The sequence below is a fragment of the Streptomyces sp. NPDC021080 genome, assembly GCF_044333225.1.
GTDB lineage: Bacteria > Actinomycetota > Actinomycetes > Streptomycetales > Streptomycetaceae > Streptomyces.
Genome location: NZ_JBIRQM010000008.1, coordinates 236,170 through 255,931, shown reverse-complemented (window position 1 = coordinate 255,931; position 19,762 = coordinate 236,170). Strand labels below are relative to the sequence as shown.

Genomic DNA, 19,762 nt, shown 5'->3' with positions numbered 1-19,762 from the left:
GACCGGCCCCTAGAACGTGAGCACCGCCCTGGCCACCTTCCCCGCGTGCGCGTCCTCGGCCGCTCGCTCGAAGTCCTCGACCGGGTACGTCGCCGTCACCAGTTCGTCCAGGAGCAGACGGCCCTCGCGGTACAGCCCGGCGTACCGGGCGATGTCGCGCTGGGGGCGGGACGAGCCGTAGCGGCAGCCCAGGATGGACTTGTCGAGGTACATCGAGGAGACGAGGAAGGAGGCCTCGGCCGTCGCCGGGGGGACGCCGAGCAGGATCGCCTGGCCGTGCCGGTCGAGCGCGTCGACGGCCCGGCGGATGAGTTCGACGCGGCCGACGCATTCGAAGGCGTGCTGGGCGCCGGTGGGAAGGACGTCCTTCACCCCGTCCATCGAGGTCAGGAAGTGCGTCGCGCCGAACCGACGGGCCACGGCCTCCTTCGCCGGATTGGAGTCGACGGCGACGATCCGCGGCGCGCCCGCGAGCCGGGCGCCCTGGATGACGTTGAGGCCGATACCGCCCGTGCCGATCACCAGGACGGTGTCGCCGGCCTCGACCCGGGCCCGGTTCAGGACCGCTCCGACACCCGTGAGGACCCCGCAGCCGATCAGCGCGGCCGAGGCCATCGGGATGTCCCGCGGGATCCGGACCGCCTGGACCGCCTTGACCACCGTGCGTTCCGCGAAGGCGGAGTTGGCGGCGAACTGGTACAGCGGCTCGCCGGCGCGCGCGAACGGCCGCTGCGGCATGCCGATCGCCCTGCGGCACATCGTGGGCCGCCCCCGGTCGCACTCCGCGCAGGTCCCGCAGTTGGCGAGGGTGGACAGCGCCACGTGGTCGCCGGGCACGACATGGGCGACGCCCGCGCCCACGGCCTCCACCACACCCGCGCCCTCGTGGCCGAGCACCACGGGAACGGGGAAGGGGATGGTTCCGTCCACCACGGAGAGGTCGCTGTGGCAGAGCCCCGCCGCGGAGATCGCCACCTGGACCTCTCCGGGCCCCGGATCCCGTAGCTCCAGGTCGTCCACGACCCGGGTCCTCTTCCCGTCGAAGATCACGCCTCGCATCGCGCCGGCTCCCCTCTTCCCGGGCCACCCCGGGCTGCTCCTGGCCTGTTCCCGGGCCGTGCCGGGCCGTTCTCGCGCCGTACCTGGGTGTCCTCCGTCTCCACCGGAGCCGTGGCCACAGCCGCACGTGGCCGGACCCGGCTCTTCCCGGAGGCTGCCGAACGATGCCGGGACCGGTCACGGCCCGCCCCGGGGCTCCTTCGGCAGGCCGAGCACGCGCTCGGCGACGATCGTGCGCTGGATCTCGTCCGAGCCGCCGTAGATCGTGTCGGCCCGGCTGAAGAGGAACAGGTGCTGGGCGGCGTCCAGTTCGTACGGCCGCGCGGCCGACCAGTCCCCCGGGCCCACCGCCGCGGCGGCCCCCCGCACCTGGACCGCCACCTCGCCGAGCCGCCGGTGCCAGCCGCCCCACAGCAGCTTCGCCACGCTCGGCGCGCCCGCGCCCCCGGGACTCGCCGAACCGCCCAGGGTGCGCAGGGCGTTCCAGCGCATCGCGCGCAACTCGGCCCAGAGCCGGACCAGTCGCTCGCGTACGACGGGATCCCGGTGCGCTCCCGTGGCGACGGCCGTCCGCAGCACGCGTCCCAACTCCTCGGCGAATCCGATCTGCTGGGCGAGCGTGGAGACCCCGCGCTCGAAACCGAGCAGGCTCATGGCGACCTTCCAGCCCTCGCCCTCGCCGCCGACCACGTGCCCGGCCGCCGCCACCGCCCCGTCGAAGAAGACCTCGTTGAAGTCGCTCGTGCCCGTGAGCTGGCGGATCGGACGGACCTCGATACGGCCGGGCTGGTCCATGGGGAGGAGGAGGAAGGACAGACCGCGGTGGCGGACGGACCCCGGCTCCGTGCGGGCGAGCACGAAGCACCAGTCGGCCTCGTGGGCGAGCGAGGTCCAGATCTTCTGGCCCGTGACCCGGTACGTCCCCGCGGGGCCGGTCACCGTGTCCCCGCGAGCCCCCGCGGGGCCGGCCCCCGTGTCCCGTACGGCGGTCGTGCGGATGCCGGCCAGGTCCGAGCCGGCCCCGGGTTCGCTGTAGCCCTGGCACCACAGTTCCTCCCCGCGGGCGATCGGGGGCAGGAAGCGGCGCTTCTGTTCCGGGCTCCCGTGCGCGATGAGCGTCGGCGCCAGCAGGTTCTCGCCGATGTGCCCGGACCGGGCGGGCGCCTTCGAGCGGGCGTACTCCTCGGCCCACACGACCTGCCGGGTCAGGTCCGCGCGCCGGTTGCCGTACCCGTCCTCGGCCCAGCCGAGTCCGATCCAGCCGCCCTTCCCGAGTTCCCGCTCCCAGTCGCGGCGCGCGGGGGCGCCGGTCAGGTGCTCCTCCAGCCAGGCCCGCGCCTCGCGCCGGAAGACCTCGTCCTCGGGACCGAATGCGAAATCCACGCGCTCTCCTCCCAACCCGGACCCGGGGCCACCGGACCGGGTACGGCTAGGCGTTGGGGCGTGCCTTGTCCGCCGCCGCCCGCGCCATCGCCTCCAGCTGTTCCAGCAGCGGCATCGGATCGACGCCGACGGTCCCGGGCAGGAAGTCGGCGATCCTCTCCGGGGTCCAGGCGCCCTCGGCGTATCCGGCGCGCAGTTCGCGCGGCTGCGCCCATACGGCGATCTTGGGTCCGGCGATCGTGTAGACCTGCCCGGTGATGCGTTCCTCGCGGGCCCGGTCGGAGAGCAGGTAGACCACGAGCGCGGCCACGTCCTCCGGTTCGCCGATCTCCTTCAGCTCCATCGGGACGTTCGCCGACATGCGGGTACGGGCGACGGGCGCGACGGCGTTCGCGGTGACCCCGTACTTGTGCAGTCCGAGGGCCGCGCTGCGCACCAGCGAGATGATCCCGCCCTTGGCCGCGCTGTAGTTGGCCTGCGCCACCGACCCCTGGTGGTTGCCGCTGGTGAAGCCGATCAGCGTGCCCGAGCCCTGTTTGCGCATCACAGCCGAGGCGGCTCTGAACAGCGTGAACGTGCCCTTGAGATGGGTGGCGACCACCGGGTCCCACTCCTGCTCGGACATGTTGAACAGCATCCGCTCGCGCAGGATGCCGGCCACGCACACGGCACCGTCGATCCGTCCGTACGACGCGAGCGCGGTGTCGACGACCCGCTGACCGCCCGCCATCGTCGAGATGTCGTCGGCCACCGCGACGGCCTCCCCGCCGGCCGCCTCGATCTCCTTGACGACGGTGTCGGCGACCGAACTCGTGGGCTCGGCGCCCTCGACGGACACCCCGTAGTCGTTGACGACGACGCGGGCGCCCTCGGCGGCCGCGGCGAGGGCGACCGCCCGGCCTATCCCCCGGCCCGCGCCCGTGACGGCGACGACCTTGCCCGCGAGGAAGTTCCCCATGCCCGGCCCCTTCCCGCAGTTTCTGACGGTCCGTTAGATTCACTGTGGATTCTACGACCCGTCAGACACCTGGAGACAAGCCCCCGGGGAGGACTCATGTCGCAGCCGTCGCTCCGTCCGGAGTTCCACGAGATCGCCAAGCGCGTCAACAACTGGGGGCGCTGGGGGGACGACGACGAGATCGGGACGCTGAACCTCATCACCGACGAGGTGGTGCGGGAGGCCGCCAAAGCCGTGCGGACGGGGCGCCGGGTGCCGCTCGCCCTGCCGCTCCAGCAGGACGGCGTGCAGACCGGGATGATCCCGGGGCGGGTCAATCCGCTGCACGCGATGGTGCAGATCAACCAGGAGATCTTCGGGCCCGGCACGGTGGCGTGCAGCGACGACGCCGTGACCATGGGCCTCCAGGCGGCCACCCACTGGGACGCGCTGCCCCACGTCTCGCACTCCGGCCGGCTCTACAACGGCCGGCCGGCGTCCACCGTCACCCCGCACGGCGGCGCCGAGTTCAGCGGGATCGACAAGCCCCGGCACATCGTCTCGCGCGGTGTCCTGCTCGACGTGGCGCGGGCGCGCGGCGAGCACCGGCTGGCCGGAGGGCACGCCGTCACCCCCGAAGACCTGGAGGCGGCGGAGGAGTTGGCGGGCACGCGGGTGAGGGCGGGCGACATCGTGCTCGTGCGGACCGGGCAGATCCAGGTGTATCTGGCGGGCGACAAGCACGGGTACGCGTACCCGTCGCCGGGGCTGTCGGTGCGCACGCCCGAGTGGTTCCACGCGCGCGATGTGGCGGCGGTCGCGAACGACACCCTGACCTTCGAGATCTTCCCGCCCGAGATCGAGGACCTGTGGCTGCCCGTGCACGCGCTCGACCTGGTCGAGATGGGGATGCTGCAGGGACAGAACTGGAATCTCGAAGAGTTGTCCACAGCCTGTGGACAAGAAGGCCGGTACGCCTTCCTGTTGTCGGCGATGCCGGAACCCTTCGTCGGCGGCACCGGCACCCCGGTGGCACCCGTGGCGATCCTCTGACCGCCCGTCCGCCCGCCCGGAGGCCGGCCGCGAAAGCCCGTCCGGCCGCGGGCCGGCTGGCGGCGCGCCTCCCCCACTCTCGACTGCGCCCGGCCGGAAGGTCCCCACCTCGTCCCGGGCACGGCATCGCGCGCCGCCATCCGCCTCCGGCGCACCCGCCCTGCCTCCCCTGGCCGTGGGGGAGCCGGCGCCGAATCGCGACCCACACTCGCCGAGGGCTCCCGTCACCGGAACCCTCGCCGTCCCCTCGCGGCGAATCGCTGAACACAAGCGTGATCAAACGGACACGCCACGTCAACACCCGATCGGGGATTTACGGTGTTACACCCTATTTGAGGCAGCGCGTACGGAAGCACGACCCGGCGCATTCGGCCACGACGGCGGCCATGTACAGCGGTTTCGTGCATACATGCACAAACCGCGAGGCGGGGGCGTACGCACGGAAGACGGGATCACCCCGGCGGCCCGGACGGCCCGCGGGCGGAGCAGAGGCACGCGCCCCGAGCCGGACGTCGGCCCGCAGCCGCGGGGATGCGGCCCGGACGGCCGCGCCAGGCCCCGCGTCCCCGGCGTGATCCGCCGAGGGGTTCCGGGGAGACGCCCCGGGACCCCTAGACCGCCTCGTACGCGAAGCCGCCGTAGGCGCCGTACGGGGAGTCCTGCGCGGCACCCGAGGCGCAGCGGTCCAGCTCGCACCAGATGCGCTTGCCGGCGCCCTCGGGGTTCCAGCCCCAGCGGTCCGCGAGGCCGTCGACCAGTTCCAGGCCGCGGCCGTTGGTCTCGTCGCCGTCCGCGTGCCGGGGCATCGGCGGCCGGGCGCTGGAGTCGGCCACTTCGAGGCGGACGGTGGCGGCCCCGGCACCGCCCGGCAGACACAGGCGCAGCACGGCCGGACACCCGGTGTGCACCACGGCGTTGGTGACGAGCTCGGAGACGAGCAGGATCAGCGTCTCGGCGAGTGGTTCATCGGCGTCTATCCCGGACCCCGCGAGCCTCGAACGGGCCCACCGCCGGGCTCGCCCCACCTCTGCGGGGTCGGGCCGGATCTCCAGCTGCACTTGAAGCACCTGCACCGCTCACACCATCCGAACCGGCGGACACATCGCCTCGCGCCTCACAAGGGCCACGATCGTAGCCATTTTCTGCATGGCCAGAACAAGGATCACGGAACGTGATTCCCTTGCGAGACAGCATGGTTGACGTACAGTCACCCCAACAAGCGCTTCGGGCATATTCCAGCGCGAAGGAGTACGCGTGCGGCATACTGTGCGACGCTCGCCATGGGGAGTCGAACAGGCAGGTGCGGGGGTCCGCCCTGCCGTACGAGCGGCGCGCATCGCCGGGTCCGGCGCGGCCCCTGGGGCAACACCGGGATGGCTCAGCCTCAGAACCACTCGCATCCCACACAAGGTACCGGAGCCCGGCGCCGACTCCAGGCCGTGACAAGTCACGCCTAGGACACAACCCGGTCTCAACGCTCCGTGATCCCGTTTCGCCACGATCCGCGACATCCGTCCGCGTTCCTCCCGCGGAGCCCCAGGACAGCGCCCCGCTACGCCGTTCCGGCCACCAGATCGTCCGCCAGCTCCTCCTCGCTCTGTGTAGCGCCACCCGCGCGCTGTGTGCGCACCCATGCCCGTTTCAGGTGCAGATGGACGTCGGACTCCCAGGTGAAGCCCATGCCGCCGTGCACCTGGAGACAGTCGCGGGCGCCGCGCACGGCGGCCTCGTCGGCGAGCAGCCGGGCCGCCGCGATGTCCGCCGGGTCCGCGGTGACCGAGGCGGCGTAGACGGCCGCACGGGCCGGCTCGACCCGCGCGAGCATGTCCGCGCACAGGTGCTGCACCGCCTGGAAGGCGCCGATCGGCCGCCCGAACTGTTCGCGGGTCCGGGCGTGTTGCACGGCGATCTCGCAGGTTCGGGCGGCGCTGCCGAGCTGTTCGGCGGCGGTCAGGAGCGAGGCGAGCAGCCGGTCCGGCGTCCGGGCGGCCCGGAGCGCGCCGTTTCCGGGCGGCCGGCCGGAGGTCACGGGCAACCGGTGCAGGGGGGTCAGCGGGTCCACCGGGACCAGCGGCTCGGCCCCGCCCGCGTCACCGAGGACGACATCGGCCTCGTCCAGCCATTCCACGAGTCCCCCGTCGGCGGGTCCCCCGTCGGCGGAGGTCACGACCACCTCTCCGGTGGCCGCCCCGGGCACGGCGCCCGCGGCGAGATGGGTGGCGATCAACGGGCCGGGGAGCAGGACCCGTCCCGCCTCCTCGAAGGCCAGCACGGCCTCCGGGAGGCCCAGTCCGACGCCGCCCCCGGCCTCGGGCAGGCGGAGCGCGAAGAACCCCGCCGCGCCCAGCTCGCGCCACAGCCCCCGGTCGAGGACGCACCCGTCCGCTCTCCCGCCGGTGGCGTCCTTCCCGTCCGCTCTCCCCCCGCCGGCGCCCTTCCGGTCCGCCCGGTCCAGGGCCGCGCGCAACGCGTCCCGACCGAACCGGCCCGCCAGCAGGTCGCGTACGCCCTGCCGCAGAGCCCGCTGGTCGTCCGTGAGCCGGAAGTCCACGGTCGAGCTCACCTCCCCCGGGGAAGGCCGAGGATCCGCTCGGCCACGATGTTCCGCTGGATCTGCGAGGTGCCCGCCGCGATGGTGTACGACAGCGACGACAGCCGGTCCAGGGTCCACTCCCGTCCCAGGTCCAGGGACTCGGGGCCGAGCACCTCCGCGGCGGCGTCGAACAGCTCCTGGCGGGCGTGCGAGTAACTCAGTTTGAAGACCGAACCGCCGACACCGGGCACACCCCCGGTTCCCTGCGCCTCGCTGACGTTCCACTGGGTGAGCCGCCACAGCGCGCGGAACTCGGCGTTGAGCCTGCCGAGGCGGCGGCGCAGGACGGCGTCGTCCCAGCGGCCGTTCTTGCGCGCCTCGCGGGCGACCTCGGACAGGACGCGGCGGCAGGCGACGACTTCGCCGACGAAGGCGGTGCCGCGCTCGTAGGAGAGCGTCACCATGGTCACGCGCCAGCCGTCGTTCTCGGCGCCGACGCGGTTGGCGGCCGGGACGCGCACCTCGTCGAGGAAGACCTCCGCGAACTCGGTGGAGCCCGCGAGCGTGCGCAGCGGGCGGACGGTGATCCCGGGCGCGTCCATCGGCATCGCGAGCCAGGTGATGCCCCGGTGCTTGCGCGCGTCCGGGTCCGTGCGCACCAGCAGCTCGCACCAGTCGGCCACCTCGGCGTGGGAGGTCCAGATCTTGGACCCGCTCACCACGTAGTCGTCGCCGTCGCGCCACGCGCGCGTGCGCAGCGCCGCGAGGTCGGAGCCGGCGTCCGGTTCGCTGAAGCCCTGGCACCAGACCTCCTCGCCGCGCAGCACGGGCGGCAGCCAGCGGGCCCGCTGCTCCGCGCTCCCCTCGGAGGCGATGGTCGGCCCGGCGTGCAGCAGCCCGACGAAGTTGGCTCCTACGTAGGGGGCGCCCGCCTTCTCGGTCTCCTCCAGGTAGATGAGGTGCTGGGTCGGCGTGGCGCCCCGGCCCCCGGCGTCGACGGGCCAGTGCAGGCCCGCGTACCCGGCGTCGTACAGCATCCGCTGCCAGCCGAGGTCGTACGACCGCCTGGCGGGCCAGTCGTGCGGGGAGGGCTTCGGCGGCAGCGTCGGGAGGACCCCGGCGAGCCAGGTCCGCAGCCGGGCCCGGAACTCCTCCTCCTCGGGGGTGAGGCCGAGGTCCACTACAGGTCCAGGTCCAGCATGCGGATGGCGTTGCCCCGCATCAGCTTGTGGACGGTCTCGTCGTCGAGGCCCTTCACGTGGTCGAGGGCGACCTCCTTGGTGTGCGGGAAGGTCGAGTCGACGTGCGGGTAGTCGGTCTCGAAGGTGGCGTTGTCCCGGCCGACCACGTCGAGGGACGCGACTCCGTGCTTGTCGCGGAAGAAGCAGCAGAAGATCTGCCGGTAGTAGTACGTGGACGGGGGCTCCGGGATCAGGTCCCGGACCCCGCCCCAGGCGCGGTGCTCGGACCAGACGTCGTCGGCACGCTCCAGGGCGTACGGGATCCAGCCCATCTGGCCTTCGGAGTAAGCCAGCTTGAGGCGCGGGAACTTCACCAGGACGCCGCTGAACAGGAAGTCCATCATCGAGGCCATCGCGTTGTTGAAGGACAGCGAGGCCTGGACGGCGGGGGGCGCGTCGGGGGACGCGGCCGGCATCTGGGAGGACGAGCCGATGTGCATGTTCACGACCGTCCCGGTCTCCTGGCAGACCGCGAAGAACGGGTCCCAGTAACCGGAGTGGATGGAGGGCAGCCTGAGGTGGGTGGGGATCTCCGAGAAGGTGACGGCCTTCACGCCCCGGGCGGCGTTGCGGCGGATCTCGGCGACCGCGAGATCGATGTCCCACAGCGGGATCAGGCACAGCGGGATCAGCCGGCCGCCGCTGTCGCCGCACCACTCCTCGACCATCCAGTCGTTGTACGCCCGCACACAGGCCAGGGCGACCTCCTTGTCGTGGGCCTCGGCGAAGGTCTGGCCGCAGAAGCGCGGGAAGGTGGGGAAGCAGAGGCTGGCCTCGACGTGGTTGAGGTCCATGTCCTTGAGGCGCTCGACGGGGTCCCAGCAGCCGCGCCGCATCTCCGCGCGGGTGATGCCCTCCAGCGTCATCTCGTCCCGGTCGAAGCCGACGGCGGCGATGTTGCGCTTGTACGGGAACCTGAGGTCCTCGTAGGCCCACCAGTCGGTCGGGGGGCCGTCCGGGTCCATCGTGATCCGGTACTTTCCCCCGACGTAGGCGAGTTCACCGATGCCGGCGGTCAGCGGCCTCGGTCCCCGGTCGTGGTACTTCCGCGGCAGCCAGGTCTCGAAGAGGTGCGCGGGCTCGATCACATGGTCGTCGACGCTGATGATGCGGGGCAGTTCGGTCATGGTCCCCTCCGCCTGGCACATGTTTCTGATGGTCCGTCAGATTCTTCTGCACAAGCAGGCTAGCCCCGCCCCTATGGACCGACAAGGCGCCGGGCCCTACGCTCTGCCCACGATCTGACTGCCCGTCAGCCATGGATGCCGGAGCGAGGGGCCGCGGGGGACGGAGCGGCCGACCGCGCGGACCGGAGCGACCGGCGGGCGGAAGGCCGAGACGACCGATCACAGGGGGCCGAGATGACCGATCGCAGGGTGACCGAAGTGAACGACACCGCACACGCCCTGAGCTCCGCGCGCACGCTGTGGGAACTGGCCGACCGCCGGGCCGGCCTCACCCCCGACCGGCCCGTCCTCCTCCAGGGCGACCGCTCCCTGACCTTCGGCGAGCTGCGCGACCGTGCCGAGCGGGTCGCGGCGGGCCTGTACGACCGGGGCGTACGGCCCGGCACGGTGGTCGCCTGGCAGCTGCCCACCCGGATCGAGACCGCCCTGCTGTCCTTCGCCCTGGCCCGTCTCGGCGCCGTGCAGTCACCGGTCATCCCCTTCTACCGCGACCGCGAGGTCGGCTTCGCGCTGCGGGAGTCGAAGGCCGAGTACTTCGCCGTACCGGGCGAGTGGCGCGGCTTCGACCACACCGCGATGGCCCGCCGGCTCGGCGCGAAGAACGTCTTCGAGGCGTACGACGCGCTGCCCGACGGCGATCCCGCCGTCCTGCCCGCCCCGCCCTCCGACGGCACCTCCGTCCGCTGGATCTACTGGACCTCGGGCACCACCTCCGACCCCAAGGGCGTGCTGCACACCGACCGTTCACTGATCGCGGGCGGCTCCTGTCTCGCCCACGCGCTGCGCCTGTCCGCGGACGACGTGGGCTCGATGGCCTTCCCGTACGCGCACATCGCCGGGCCCGACTACACGGTGATGCTGCTGCTGTACGGCTTCCCGGCCGTGATGTTCGAGCACTTCGCGCTGCCCGCCGCCCTGGCGGAGTACCGCAGGCACGGCGTGACGGTGGCGGGCGGGTCGACCGCGTTCTACTCGATGTTCCTCGCCGAACAGCGCAAGCGGCCCGGGGAGCCGGTCATTCCCTCGCTGCGGCTGCTCGCGGGCGGCGGGGCCCCGAAGCCGCCCGAGGTCTACCACTCGGTGGTCCGGGAGATGGGCGTCCAGCTCACCCACGGGTACGGGATGACCGAGGTCCCGATGATCACGATGGGCGCGCCGGACGACACCGCCGAGAACCTGGCCGGCACCGAGGGCAGGCCCCCCGAGGGCATGGAGATCCGGGTCGTGGACGCGACGGGCGCTCCCCTGCCGGCCGGTGCCGAAGGAGACGTACGGCTCAGGGGGGAGGCCGTGTGCCAGGGATATCTGGACCCGGCGCAGACCGCGGAGGCGTTCGACGGGGACGGGTTCCTGATCACCGGGGACGTGGGGCATCTGACCGGGAGCGGTCACCTCGTCCTCACCGGCCGGGTGAAGGACATCATCATCCGCAAGGGCGAGAACATCTCCGCGAAGGAGATCGAGGACCTGCTGCACCGGCACCCGGCGGTCGGCGACGCCGCCGTGATCGGACTGCCCGACGCCGAGCGCGGGGAGCGCGTCTGCGCGGTGGTGGAGCAGCCGCCGGGGGCTCCGGAGCTGACGCTGGCCGCGGTGACGGCGTATCTGCGCGGGGAAGGGCTGTCCGTGCACAAGCTGCCGGAGCAGCTGGAGGTGGTGGACGCCCTTCCGCGCAACGAGACGCTGCGGAAGGTGCTCAAGTACCGGCTCAGGGAGCGCTTCTCGGGGTGAGGTCCCGTCCGGCTTCCGGGGTGTCCCGTCCGAAGGCCTGCTCCGGGGCCGGTCCGGCGGACGGGCCCCGGAGCAGGCCGGAACGCACTGCCGGGCCTACTCCGGAACGGTGAAGTAGCGGGCGAACCCGCTCACGATCTCCGTCTCGCCGATCCGCCCGTCGGCGTCCACGTCGAGGGCGGCGGCCACGGTGGCGGCGACGGCCTCGCCCACTCCGAGCGCCCTGAGGACGCGCGTGGTCTCCTCGACCGTGGCCGCGCCGTCCCCGTCGGTGTCCGCCACGGCGAGGGCCGCGTGCAGGAAGGGGCGGGCGATCTCGGCGAACCGCTCGGGGTTGTCGCGCAGCCGCTTCACGGCGCCGCTCACGAACTCCTCGCGCGTGATCCGCTGGTCGCCGTCCCGGTCCGCTATCCCGGCCATGCCCTGCCAGAACGCCTCGGCCCCGATGTAGAGGGCCTGGCCCTTGTCCGACCGGGCCGCGGTGCCGAACTCGGCGAGCACGGCCTTGGTCGCGGCGTTGAAGTCCTCCCGGTCGATGTAGCCGTTGCCGTCCTGGTCGAAGCCGGCGAACCGGGCGGCGATCCTGCGCTCGTAATCGGAACTGACCATGGGTGCTCGGCCCGCCTCACTTCTCAGCCGGCCTCGGCCGGACTGCGGTTCATCTGGGACGGAGCGTACGTCGCCCGGACCGCCCGGAGTGCCGGAAAGCGACGGTTGTGCCAAGACCGCAAGAATTCCGGGACAACGGCGTGCTGGTGTGCCGCGCGGCGATCAGGGGTGCCGCTCGCGGCGCGGGGGCGGCCGCCGGGAGGGAACGGGACGACGGGAACGGGGACGACGGGGAAGGGGAACGGGAGGGGCCGTGACCGGGGCGTCAGGCCGACAGCGGGCGGGACTCCTCGTCCACGGCCGCGTCGACGTCCGGGTACACGTCGAAGAGCCGGCGCACGCCGAGGGCCCCGAGGACCCGGTTGACGTGGGAGCCGTCGGCCGCTCCCTGCGCGGGCAGGATCAGCCGCAGACGCCCCCGGCAGGAGCGCATGAGACGGCGGGCGGCGATCAGGACGCCGACACCGCTGGAGTCGCAGAACACGACCCCGGACAGGTCCAGGACGACGCTGTGCCGACCCGCGGCCACCACGTCGTGGACGCTCTGGCGCAGCGACGGTGACGTGACGAGATCGAGTTCGCCCGACACCCGCAGCACGGCCCACCCGTCCTCGTGGCGGCGCAGGGCGCCCGAACCGCCCGCACTCCCTCTCCCCGCGCCGTCCGCGCCGCTCTCGCCGTCGGTCACGTCGGCCACGTCGGTCACGTGGGTCACCTTGAGCGTCACCGCCACGCCTCTCGCTCGCCTCGCCCAGCAGAAACGGAAGCACTTCGTACGCTTCCTTCCAGCGCGGCTGCCCCGCCGTAGTTCCATGAAACACGGATCCCGTCAGGAAGAAAGGCCTGTCTACGGTCGAAAATGCTTCACGAGGGTTCTCTTTCGGTCGTATACGGCCTGTTGCGGTCGGCTACGGGGGTGGAAGGGGCGCGCTTCTACCATCTACGGCCCGCCCAGGGGCGCACATTGACGCAAAGGGGCGTGCGTTGTCCGACGTGCCGACTACATTCAAGACAGCGGATGCGGACAGGCTGGACCGCAGCACCGCGGGGCAGGACAGCGACAGGGGACATGGCCGGAACACCGGCCGGACGCATGGACGGGCGCCGGTCACGACCAGGGGTGAGGGGGCCGTATGGCGACGCAGGACGCACCGCCCCGCTGGGACCGCAAGATGCAGCAGCGGCTCTCGCGCGGTGAGGCGGCCGCGCTCGGCGAGCTCTACGACCGGTTCGCCTCGCTCGTGCACGGTCTCGCCCATCGCGTGCTCGGGGACGAGCGGGCCGCCGACGGGATCACCCGCGAGGTCTTCACCCATGTCTGGGAGAACCCCGACGCCTACGACCCCAAGCAGGGCCCGCTGCGCTCCTGGGTCGCCGGCCTGACCCATCGTCTGGCCGTGCAGCGCCTGCGCGCCACCGAGACCGCCGCTCTCGCCCAGGGCGGCGACGGCACCGCCGAGGAGCTGGAGCGCAAGGTGCGCAGCGCGTCCGTCGCCGCCCGCGCGGACTACATCGTCACGTCCATGCCCACCCCGCTGCGGACCGCTCTGGAGCTGGCGTATTTCCAGCGCCGTGACTACCGCCAGGCCGCCGCCGACCTCGGCGTCACCGAGGACGAGGCCCGCCGCCGGCTCCGCCTCGGCCTCCAGCTCCTCTCCACCGCCCACGACGCCGGGCCCGCGGGCGCACCACCGGAACACGGGGGTGCGCGGTGAGCGAGGAATCCGGCCGGTTCCCGTCGTCCGACGACGAGGGGCCCGAGGACGGGCACGAGGACGTGCACGGGAACATGGACTTGAACGAGGACGGGCACAGCGGCATGCGGGAGGACGGGCACGAGGACGCGGGCGGCGGCGCGGGACCACGGCCGGACGGGCCGCCGCGCATACCGCCGCCCCGTGCCTCCGTGGAGGACACCGGGCTGCCGCTGCCCGAACCGAAGCCGCTGCCCGACGCGGCCGCCGCCCCCGGGCCGGCGCCGCTGGTCCTCGAACACCGGGTCCTGAAGTCGCTGCTGGGCGCGTGGGCACTGGCCGCCTGTTCGGCGGACGAGACGAGTGCCGTCGAGGACCACCTCGGGTACTGCGGCTCGTGCGCGGACGAGGCGCTGCGGCTGCGCGAGGCGGTCGGACTGCTGCACCCGGCGGAAAGCCTCGACCTGGACCCGGCACTGCGCACCCGCGTCCTGACGAGCTGCCTGGACCGGCGCCCGCCGCGCATCCCGGTACCCGAGTGGGCCGCTCCCTACGACGCGGAGACCGCCCGGCTCGACGCCCTGCTCCAGGACATCGGCGGCTCCGAATGGCACGCGCCCGTCCGGCTGCGCTGGTTCGAGGGCGACAGGCCCGTGAGCCGTCGTACGACCGTCGCCGGGGTCATAGCCCATCTGCTGAGCGTCGACGGACTGGTCGCCGTCGCGCTGGGTCTGGACGATCCGCTCGGCGGGGCCGACGCGGAGCGGGCGACACCTCAGGACCGCACCGAGGCGTACTGGCGTGCCTCGCGCGTCCCGCCCACCCGGTCCGTGCGCGGACCCTGGCGGGAACAGAGCCACGGCATCGTCCGGTCGGTGTCGTTCGTGGAGGAGGGCGCCCCGCCCGCCGGCGGGGTCGCGGGCGGTGAGGCCTCCGGGCGGCTCACCGTGGCCTACGGCGGTTTCGAACTGCCGCTCAGCGACTCGATGCTGGACCGGGCCTTCGAGTGCTGGGTGCACGCGGGGGACATCGCCGACGCGGTGGACTACCCGTACGAACCGCCCGCTCCCCGGCATCTGCACCGGATGATCGACCTGGCCGCGCGGATGCTGCCCGTCTCGCTCGCCGAGCGGCGCCGGGCCGGGCTGGCGGACCGGTCGGTCCGGCATCTCGTCGCGGCGGGCGCCCCGGGGCGCAGCCTGCGCCTGGAGATCGAGGGCTCCGGCGGCGGCGAGTGGCTCATCCCGCTCGACTCGCCCGGCGCCGTCGGCTCCGCCGAGCACGAGGTGGCCCATGTCGCGCTGGACGGGGTGGAGTTCTGCCGCCTGGCCGCGGGCCACGTGTCCCCCGAGGAGGCGGCCGCCGGACAGGACGGCGACCGCGAGGTCATCAGGGACGTGCTGTTCGCGGCCGCCTCGCTGAGCCGGATGTAGCCCGGCGCGGTCGGGCGGTCAGGCGGTCAGGCGGTCGGGCGGTCAGGCGGTCGGGCGGTCAGGCGGTCAGGCGGTCAGGCGGTCAGGCGGTCAGGCGAAAACGACCGTCCGGCGCCCGTTCAGGAGGATGCGGCGCTCCGCGTGCCACTTCACGGCACGGGCCAGCGCCTGGCACTCCACGTCCCGGCCGATGGCGACGAGCTGGTCGGGGGTGACGTCGTGGCCGACCCGCTCGACCTCCTGCTCGATGATCGGGCCCTCGTCGAGGTCGGCGGTGACGTAGTGCGCCGTGGCGCCGATGAGCTTGACCCCGCGGGCGTGCGCCTGGTGGTAGGGCTTGGCGCCCTTGAAGCTCGGCAGGAACGAGTGGTGGATGTTGATGATCCGGCCGCTGAGCTGCTTGCACAGGTCGTCCGAGAGGACCTGCATGTAGCGGGCGAGGACGACCAGCTCGACGCCCTTCTCGCGCACCAGCTCCAGCAGTTGCGCCTCGGCCTCGGCCTTCGTGTCCTTCGTCACCGCGATGTGGTGGAAGGGGACGTCGTACGACCCCGCCAGTTCCGCGAAGTCCGTGTGGTTGGAGACCACCGCGGCGATGTCGACGGGCAGCGCGCCGATCCGCGCGCGGAAGAGCAGGTCGTTCAGGCAGTGGCCGAACTTGCTCACCATCAGCACGACCCGCATCCGGTCCTCGGCCCGGTGGATCTGCCATTCCATGTGGAAGGCGTCACCGATCGCCGTGAAACTCGCACGCAGTTTCTCCACGGTCACCGGCGACTCCGCCGAGAAGTGGACGCGCATGAAGAACAGACCCGTGTCCTGGTCGCCGAACTGCTGGCTGTCCACGATGTTGCAGCCGGTCATGAACAAGTAGCTGGACACGGCGTGCACGATGCCCTGCTTGTCGGGGCAGGACAGCGTCAGGACGTACTGCTCGGCGGCGGGCGCGGCCCCGCGGACGGACGGCTCATTCATGCGGGACAGGCTTTCACACCAGGGGCCAGCGCAGGAGTGCCGTCCCGCCACGCGGACGCCCCGCGGGGCACGTCACGGCCGCCGGACCGCAGGGCCGACCGCAGGGCCGACGGCTGTGCCGCCGGTCGCGCCGACCGCCGTACCGACTCCTGCGCCGACGGCTATGCCGACCGCGTCAGGATGCGCAGGACCTCGAGGGTGCGCGGCGGTGCGTCCGGGTCCTCGCCGTCGCTCGACGCCAGCCGTACGTGCGCGGCGCGCGCGGCCTGCAGGGCGTCCGGCCACCCCTGGTGGTCGAGATAGGCGGAGACCGGCGCGTCGGGTCCGACCTGGTGCATGATCCGCAGGACCCGCAGGACGGCACTGTCCACGAGGGCGGCCTCCTGGGAGTCCCGGAAGATCGTGCCGACGTATTTCTCGGCCGACCAGTTGTCCAGCCAGGTGTCCTCGACCAGGCGGTACACGGCGTCGGTGACGTCGCCGTATCCGTCGACGCCGGCGAGCCAGACGTCTCTCTGGAAAACGGGGTCGGAAAGCATGTGCAGCGCGGAGCGCACATTGCTGCGCCAGCGCCACCACGGCATGTCGTTCAGTGGCATACCGCCCATGGTGGATGAGCGACGGCCGCGGCGGGAAGAGTTCTCCGAGTCTTGCACGGTCACCGATCGTACGTTCTCTGTGAAAAACAGTTCATCGGCCCCTGGAATTCACCTCTACGTCACCCCATGTCGACCACGGGTCACACAAGGGTTTCTGATGTGGGGGAATCGTGCATGCCCATGACCGGTAGGCGACGTACTCGCACCACCTCCCCCACTACGCCCCGGCCCCGCAAGGCCAAGCTGCTGTACGCGAGCGCGTTAATCGCCTGTGCGTCGGTCGCTGTCGGATGCGGGGCCATCCCTGGTGCCACGGGGGGCTCCGGGGATGGCCCCGTCAAGGTGATGACCTGGGCCCCCGAGAAGACCAACGCGACGAACAAGCCCGGGATGCCGGCGCTGGCGAAGGCCTACGCACGCTGGGTCAACGCCCACGGCGGCATCAACGGCCGTCGGCTGGAGGTCCTCACCTGCAACGACCACAACGACTCGGTCGCCGCCGCGCACTGCGCCGAGCGGGCCGCCGACGAGAAGGTCGTCGCGGTCGTGGGCTCCTACAGCCAGCACAGCCGCAACTTCCTCTCCCCGCTGGAGAGCGCGGGCATCCCCTACATCGGAGGCTTCGGCGTCACCGACGACGAGTTCTCCAGCCCGGTCTCCTATCCCGTCAACGGCGGTCAGGGCGTCCTGCTGGCGGGCCTCGGCGAGCAGCTCGGCAAGAACTGCGGACCTGTCTCGCTCATACGTCCCGACACCATCGCCGGTGACGAGCTGCCGGTCCTGCTGGACGCCGGTCTGAAGGCGCTGGGCCACGCGCGGGCCGTGGACCAGCGGGCACCCGAGGACGCCACCGAGTACTCCCGGCCGACCCAGCTCGCGCTCCAGCACGCGACCTCCCAGCCGGGCCTGCAGGGCTGTGTGGTCCCCGCGCTCGGTGACCGCACGAACACCTTCATGGACTCCTTCCGGCGCGACAGCTCGGACTACCGGAAGGTGCACACCGGTACGGTCATCGGCAGCATCGACCAGTCGCAGATCGATGCCAGCGGCGGCAAGTCGGGCCCGTACGAGGGTGCGTACGTCACCGGCTGGTACCCGACCGCCGACGACTCGCGCTGGAACCCGATGCGCGCGGTGATCAAGGAGCAGGCCTTCGGCGACAACCGGATCGACCCCGCCGACTCCGGGGTGCAGACGACCTGGATCGCTTACACCGTGCTGAGGAAGGTCATCGAGTCCCTCGGCGCGGGAGAGGTCTCGCCGCTCACCATCCGGCGCGAGCTCGACAACGGCCTCAAGGTGACCACGGGCGGGGTCACGCCGACCCTGAGCTGGCGCTTCGACGCACAGACAGCGGCCGCCGACTTCCCGCGCCTGGTCAACGCCGACGTCACCTTCCAGGTCATCCGCGACGGCCGGCTCACCTCGCAGCGGAGCGGGTTCGTCAACATGACGAAGACACTGGCCAACGCGGACTAGAAGCGGACTGGAACCGGAAGGCGCGGGCCGACGCGGGCCGGAGGAACAACGGACCCGCACCCGGCCGGACCACCGGCAGTGCTCACGACGAAGCCCGGCCCCCTCTCCGTTCGGCGAGGGGGCCGGGCTTTCGTACGGGTCATCGCTGGGTGCGGGTCACAGCTGGGTGCGGGTCACAGCTGGGTGCGGGTCCGCTGCGTCAGGCCGTACTTGGACGCGATGGAGTTCCAGAGCCGCGCGGCCTTCTCCTTCTCGGCGGAGGCCGTGCCGCTGGCCACGTCGCCCGCCTGGGTCTGCCCGGTGGTGCGGGCGTGGCCCTTGTGGCAGCCCTTCTTGCCGTTGCCGACCTGGTCGGCCCAGGCCGCGTAGTGGTTGTCGGCCGCCGCGGAGGCCTTCCAGGCATTGGTGAGGGAGGTCGACAGCTGATCGTGGTTCGGCAGCTTGTCGACGGCGAGGGTGGAGAGCCGGGTGACCAGCTCGCCTCGCTGCTTGGCGGCGTCCCGCAGATCACCGGCCGCCTGGCCGAGGTTGTTGCACGCCTTCACGTTCGCCACGGCGTTGATCACCGAGCCGCGGCTGTTGCTGCTGTCGGCGAGGAGCTTGTCCAGCTCGACGGCCTGCGCCTTCACCGGGTCGGCCGCCGCCGCCGACGACGAGCCCTGGGTGGCGGGCGCGGTCGCGGCCACCGTCTTGCCGGTGTCGTCCTTGCCGTCGTCGCCACCGCCGCCGCCACTGAGCAGGGCGCCGGCGCCGACACCGAGCACGATGATGCCGATGCCGACCGCCGCGATCACCGGGACGCGCGAGCGGCTGCGGGCGCCGCCCCCTCCGTCGCCGTCCGCCGGGCCACCGCGTCGCCCGGCGGCCCGGCCGCCGGGCGCGGACTGGGCGCCGTAGGGGTCGCCGGTGCCGTAGGAGTCACCGGCGCCGTACGGGGCCTGCGGGGCTCCTCCGTCGATACGGGGCAGCATCTGCGTCGCTCCGGCCGCTTCCGGCTCGCTGCGGAAGAGACTGTCGAACTCCGCCGGGGGCTGGCGCTCCTCCGGCCCGCCCGCCGGCATCCCGAAGGATCCGGACGGCTGCGCGGGCACGGGCGGGATGTACTGCGTGGCGTCGGCGTCCGGACCGGCGGGCGCCGGTGATCCGGCGCCGTGACCGCCCTGCGTCGCCTGCCCCAGGTACTGCGGGGCACCGGCCCCGATCTCCGGCGGCAGCGCGCCGGGTCCCACCGGCGGGATGAACTGGGTGGCGCCCTCGCCGGGCGCGGCGGGGACCGGCGGGATGAACTGCGTCGCCCCCTCGTCGGCACCCGGGGCGGCCGGTATGTACGGAATGTACTGGGTGGCGCCGTCCTCGCCGCCGGGCGGCGTCGGAGCGCCCTGCCCGGCGTGCTGCTCCTGGGACCCGTAGGCGCCGTAGCCGTCGTAGCCGGCCGCGGCGTGCGAGCCGTGCGCCCCCGGCGCATAGCCGTTCTGGGCGCCGTATGCCGAGGACGGCGCGCTCTCGGGCGGCAGCGGTCCGGAACCGGATCCCGGCTGGGCGAAACCCTGCGCCTGCTGTGCGCCGTGCGGGTCGGCCGTCGGCCAGCCCTGGCCCCCGTCGGGCGCGGAGGCGCTCCAGGACGACGTGGCGTTCACCGGCGCGCCCCAGCCGTCACCGGACTGCGGGGCCTGGCCGGCCGACGCGTCGGGGCCCCACTGCCCGCCCCAGGCCGGGCCGCCGGCCGGGGTCACCCGGTCACCCGTCGTACCCGGCGGCATCGGCTCACTACCGTCGGAGGGCAGCACGATGCCTTCGCGCGCGGGCCGCGCCGAGGGCTCCTCGCCCTGTCCACTCTGCGTCACCGGGA

At 72.6% G+C, this 19,762-nt stretch carries 17 protein-coding genes; 5 read left to right on the top strand and 12 right to left on the bottom strand.

Features of this window, described 5'->3' with window-relative positions; genetic code table 11:
* Window positions 1-9 precede the first annotated feature (9 nt).
* The 3 genes from ACH4S8_RS21675 to ACH4S8_RS21665 all read right to left on the bottom strand — a co-directional run bounded on the left by ACH4S8_RS21675 (window position 10) and on the right by ACH4S8_RS21665 (window position 3,400).
* Window positions 10-1,059, bottom strand: coding sequence for a Zn-dependent alcohol dehydrogenase (locus ACH4S8_RS21675; protein ID WP_398396349.1), 1,050 nt, complete (start codon window positions 1,057-1,059; stop codon window positions 10-12).
* Between the two features lie 177 nt (window positions 1,060-1,236).
* A complete protein-coding gene (locus ACH4S8_RS21670; protein ID WP_398396347.1) occupies window positions 1,237-2,442 on the bottom strand; it encodes an acyl-CoA dehydrogenase family protein in 1,206 nt (401 codons plus the stop codon).
* Window positions 2,443-2,488: 46 nt separating this feature from the next.
* The gene (locus ACH4S8_RS21665) at window positions 2,489-3,400 is read right to left on the bottom strand and encodes an SDR family oxidoreductase (RefSeq protein WP_398396345.1); all 912 of its coding nucleotides are present in this window, start codon (window positions 3,398-3,400) and stop codon (window positions 2,489-2,491) included.
* A 96-nt stretch (window positions 3,401-3,496) separates the two neighbouring features.
* On the opposite strand from ACH4S8_RS21665, the gene ACH4S8_RS21660 reads away from it, so the two are divergent.
* Window positions 3,497-4,432, top strand: coding sequence for a cyclase family protein (locus ACH4S8_RS21660; protein WP_398396343.1), 936 nt, complete (start codon window positions 3,497-3,499; stop codon window positions 4,430-4,432).
* 611 nt (window positions 4,433-5,043) lie between these two features.
* Here ACH4S8_RS21660 and ACH4S8_RS21655 read toward each other — a convergent pair.
* From ACH4S8_RS21655 to ACH4S8_RS21640, 4 genes are all read right to left on the bottom strand, one after another.
* Window positions 5,044-5,505, bottom strand: coding sequence for an ATP-binding protein (locus tag ACH4S8_RS21655; protein WP_398396341.1), 462 nt, complete (start codon window positions 5,503-5,505; stop codon window positions 5,044-5,046).
* Window positions 5,506-5,984: 479 nt separating this feature from the next.
* Window positions 5,985-6,983 carry an acyl-CoA dehydrogenase family protein gene (locus ACH4S8_RS21650; RefSeq protein WP_398396708.1) on the bottom strand — a complete coding sequence of 333 codons (999 nt, stop codon included), beginning with the start codon at window positions 6,981-6,983 and terminating at the stop codon, window positions 5,985-5,987.
* 8 nt (window positions 6,984-6,991) lie between these two features.
* The gene (locus tag ACH4S8_RS21645; protein WP_398396339.1) at window positions 6,992-8,146 is read right to left on the bottom strand and encodes an acyl-CoA dehydrogenase; all 1,155 of its coding nucleotides are present in this window, start codon (window positions 8,144-8,146) and stop codon (window positions 6,992-6,994) included.
* Window positions 8,146-9,333, bottom strand: coding sequence for an amidohydrolase family protein (locus tag ACH4S8_RS21640; protein ID WP_398396337.1), 1,188 nt, complete (start codon window positions 9,331-9,333; stop codon window positions 8,146-8,148). Before ACH4S8_RS21640 ends, ACH4S8_RS21645 begins: the two co-directional genes overlap by 1 nt.
* A 258-nt stretch (window positions 9,334-9,591) precedes the next feature.
* Between ACH4S8_RS21640 and ACH4S8_RS21635 the strand changes: the two genes are divergently transcribed.
* Window positions 9,592-11,124 carry a class I adenylate-forming enzyme family protein gene (locus ACH4S8_RS21635; protein WP_398396706.1) on the top strand — a complete coding sequence of 511 codons (1,533 nt, stop codon included), beginning with the start codon at window positions 9,592-9,594 and terminating at the stop codon, window positions 11,122-11,124.
* Between the two features lie 96 nt (window positions 11,125-11,220).
* Here the strand turns inward: ACH4S8_RS21635 and ACH4S8_RS21630 are convergent, their stop codons facing one another.
* Window positions 11,221-11,733, bottom strand: a complete 513-nt coding sequence (locus tag ACH4S8_RS21630) for an EF-hand domain-containing protein (RefSeq protein WP_398396335.1) — start codon at window positions 11,731-11,733, stop codon at window positions 11,221-11,223.
* Window positions 11,734-11,998: 265 nt separating this feature from the next.
* Window positions 11,999-12,358: an STAS domain-containing protein gene (locus tag ACH4S8_RS21625; RefSeq protein WP_398396704.1), complete on the bottom strand. Its 360-nt coding sequence runs from the start codon at window positions 12,356-12,358 to the stop codon at window positions 11,999-12,001.
* A 508-nt stretch (window positions 12,359-12,866) separates the two neighbouring features.
* Here ACH4S8_RS21625 and ACH4S8_RS21620 point away from each other — a divergent pair.
* On the top strand, window positions 12,867-13,448 hold the full coding sequence (locus ACH4S8_RS21620; protein WP_398396333.1) for a sigma-70 family RNA polymerase sigma factor: 582 nt from the start codon (window positions 12,867-12,869) through the stop codon (window positions 13,446-13,448).
* 104 nt (window positions 13,449-13,552) lie between these two features.
* Window positions 13,553-14,860 (top strand): MDMPI N domain containing protein, encoded by a 1,308-nt coding sequence (locus ACH4S8_RS21615; RefSeq protein WP_398396702.1) that lies wholly within the window; start codon window positions 13,553-13,555, stop codon window positions 14,858-14,860.
* Between the two features lie 90 nt (window positions 14,861-14,950).
* Here the strand turns inward: ACH4S8_RS21615 and purU are convergent, their stop codons facing one another.
* The gene (gene purU, locus ACH4S8_RS21610) at window positions 14,951-15,835 is read right to left on the bottom strand and encodes a formyltetrahydrofolate deformylase (protein WP_398396331.1); all 885 of its coding nucleotides are present in this window, start codon (window positions 15,833-15,835) and stop codon (window positions 14,951-14,953) included.
* Window positions 15,836-15,996: 161 nt separating this feature from the next.
* Window positions 15,997-16,497, bottom strand: coding sequence for a hypothetical protein (locus ACH4S8_RS21605; RefSeq protein WP_365482389.1), 501 nt, complete (start codon window positions 16,495-16,497; stop codon window positions 15,997-15,999).
* Between the two features lie 117 nt (window positions 16,498-16,614).
* Here ACH4S8_RS21605 and ACH4S8_RS21600 point away from each other — a divergent pair, with 117 nt between their 5' ends.
* Window positions 16,615-17,913: an ABC transporter substrate-binding protein gene (locus ACH4S8_RS21600; protein ID WP_398396328.1), complete on the top strand. Its 1,299-nt coding sequence runs from the start codon at window positions 16,615-16,617 to the stop codon at window positions 17,911-17,913.
* A 173-nt stretch (window positions 17,914-18,086) separates the two neighbouring features.
* Here the strand turns inward: ACH4S8_RS21600 and ACH4S8_RS21595 are convergent, their stop codons facing one another.
* Window positions 18,087-19,757, bottom strand: coding sequence for a hypothetical protein (locus ACH4S8_RS21595; protein ID WP_398396326.1), 1,671 nt, complete (start codon window positions 19,755-19,757; stop codon window positions 18,087-18,089).
* Between the last annotated feature and the right edge of the window lie 5 nt (window positions 19,758-19,762).

Coding starts and splice junctions, on each gene's coding strand:
- ACH4S8_RS21640 (WP_398396337.1), bottom strand. CDS start 9,333: ATGACCGAACTGCCCCGCATCATCAGCGTCGACGACCATGTGATCGAG.
- ACH4S8_RS21620 (WP_398396333.1), top strand. CDS start 12,867: ATGGCGACGCAGGACGCACCGCCCCGCTGGGACCGCAAGATGCAGCAG.
- ACH4S8_RS21600 (WP_398396328.1), top strand. CDS start 16,615: ATGACCGGTAGGCGACGTACTCGCACCACCTCCCCCACTACGCCCCGG.
- ACH4S8_RS21615 (WP_398396702.1), top strand. CDS start 13,553: ATGCGGGAGGACGGGCACGAGGACGCGGGCGGCGGCGCGGGACCACGG.
- ACH4S8_RS21675 (WP_398396349.1), bottom strand. CDS start 1,059: ATGCGAGGCGTGATCTTCGACGGGAAGAGGACCCGGGTCGTGGACGAC.
- ACH4S8_RS21660 (WP_398396343.1), top strand. CDS start 3,497: ATGTCGCAGCCGTCGCTCCGTCCGGAGTTCCACGAGATCGCCAAGCGC.
- ACH4S8_RS21665 (WP_398396345.1), bottom strand. CDS start 3,400: ATGGGGAACTTCCTCGCGGGCAAGGTCGTCGCCGTCACGGGCGCGGGC.
- ACH4S8_RS21630 (WP_398396335.1), bottom strand. CDS start 11,733: ATGGTCAGTTCCGATTACGAGCGCAGGATCGCCGCCCGGTTCGCCGGC.
- purU (WP_398396331.1), bottom strand. CDS start 15,835: ATGAATGAGCCGTCCGTCCGCGGGGCCGCGCCCGCCGCCGAGCAGTAC.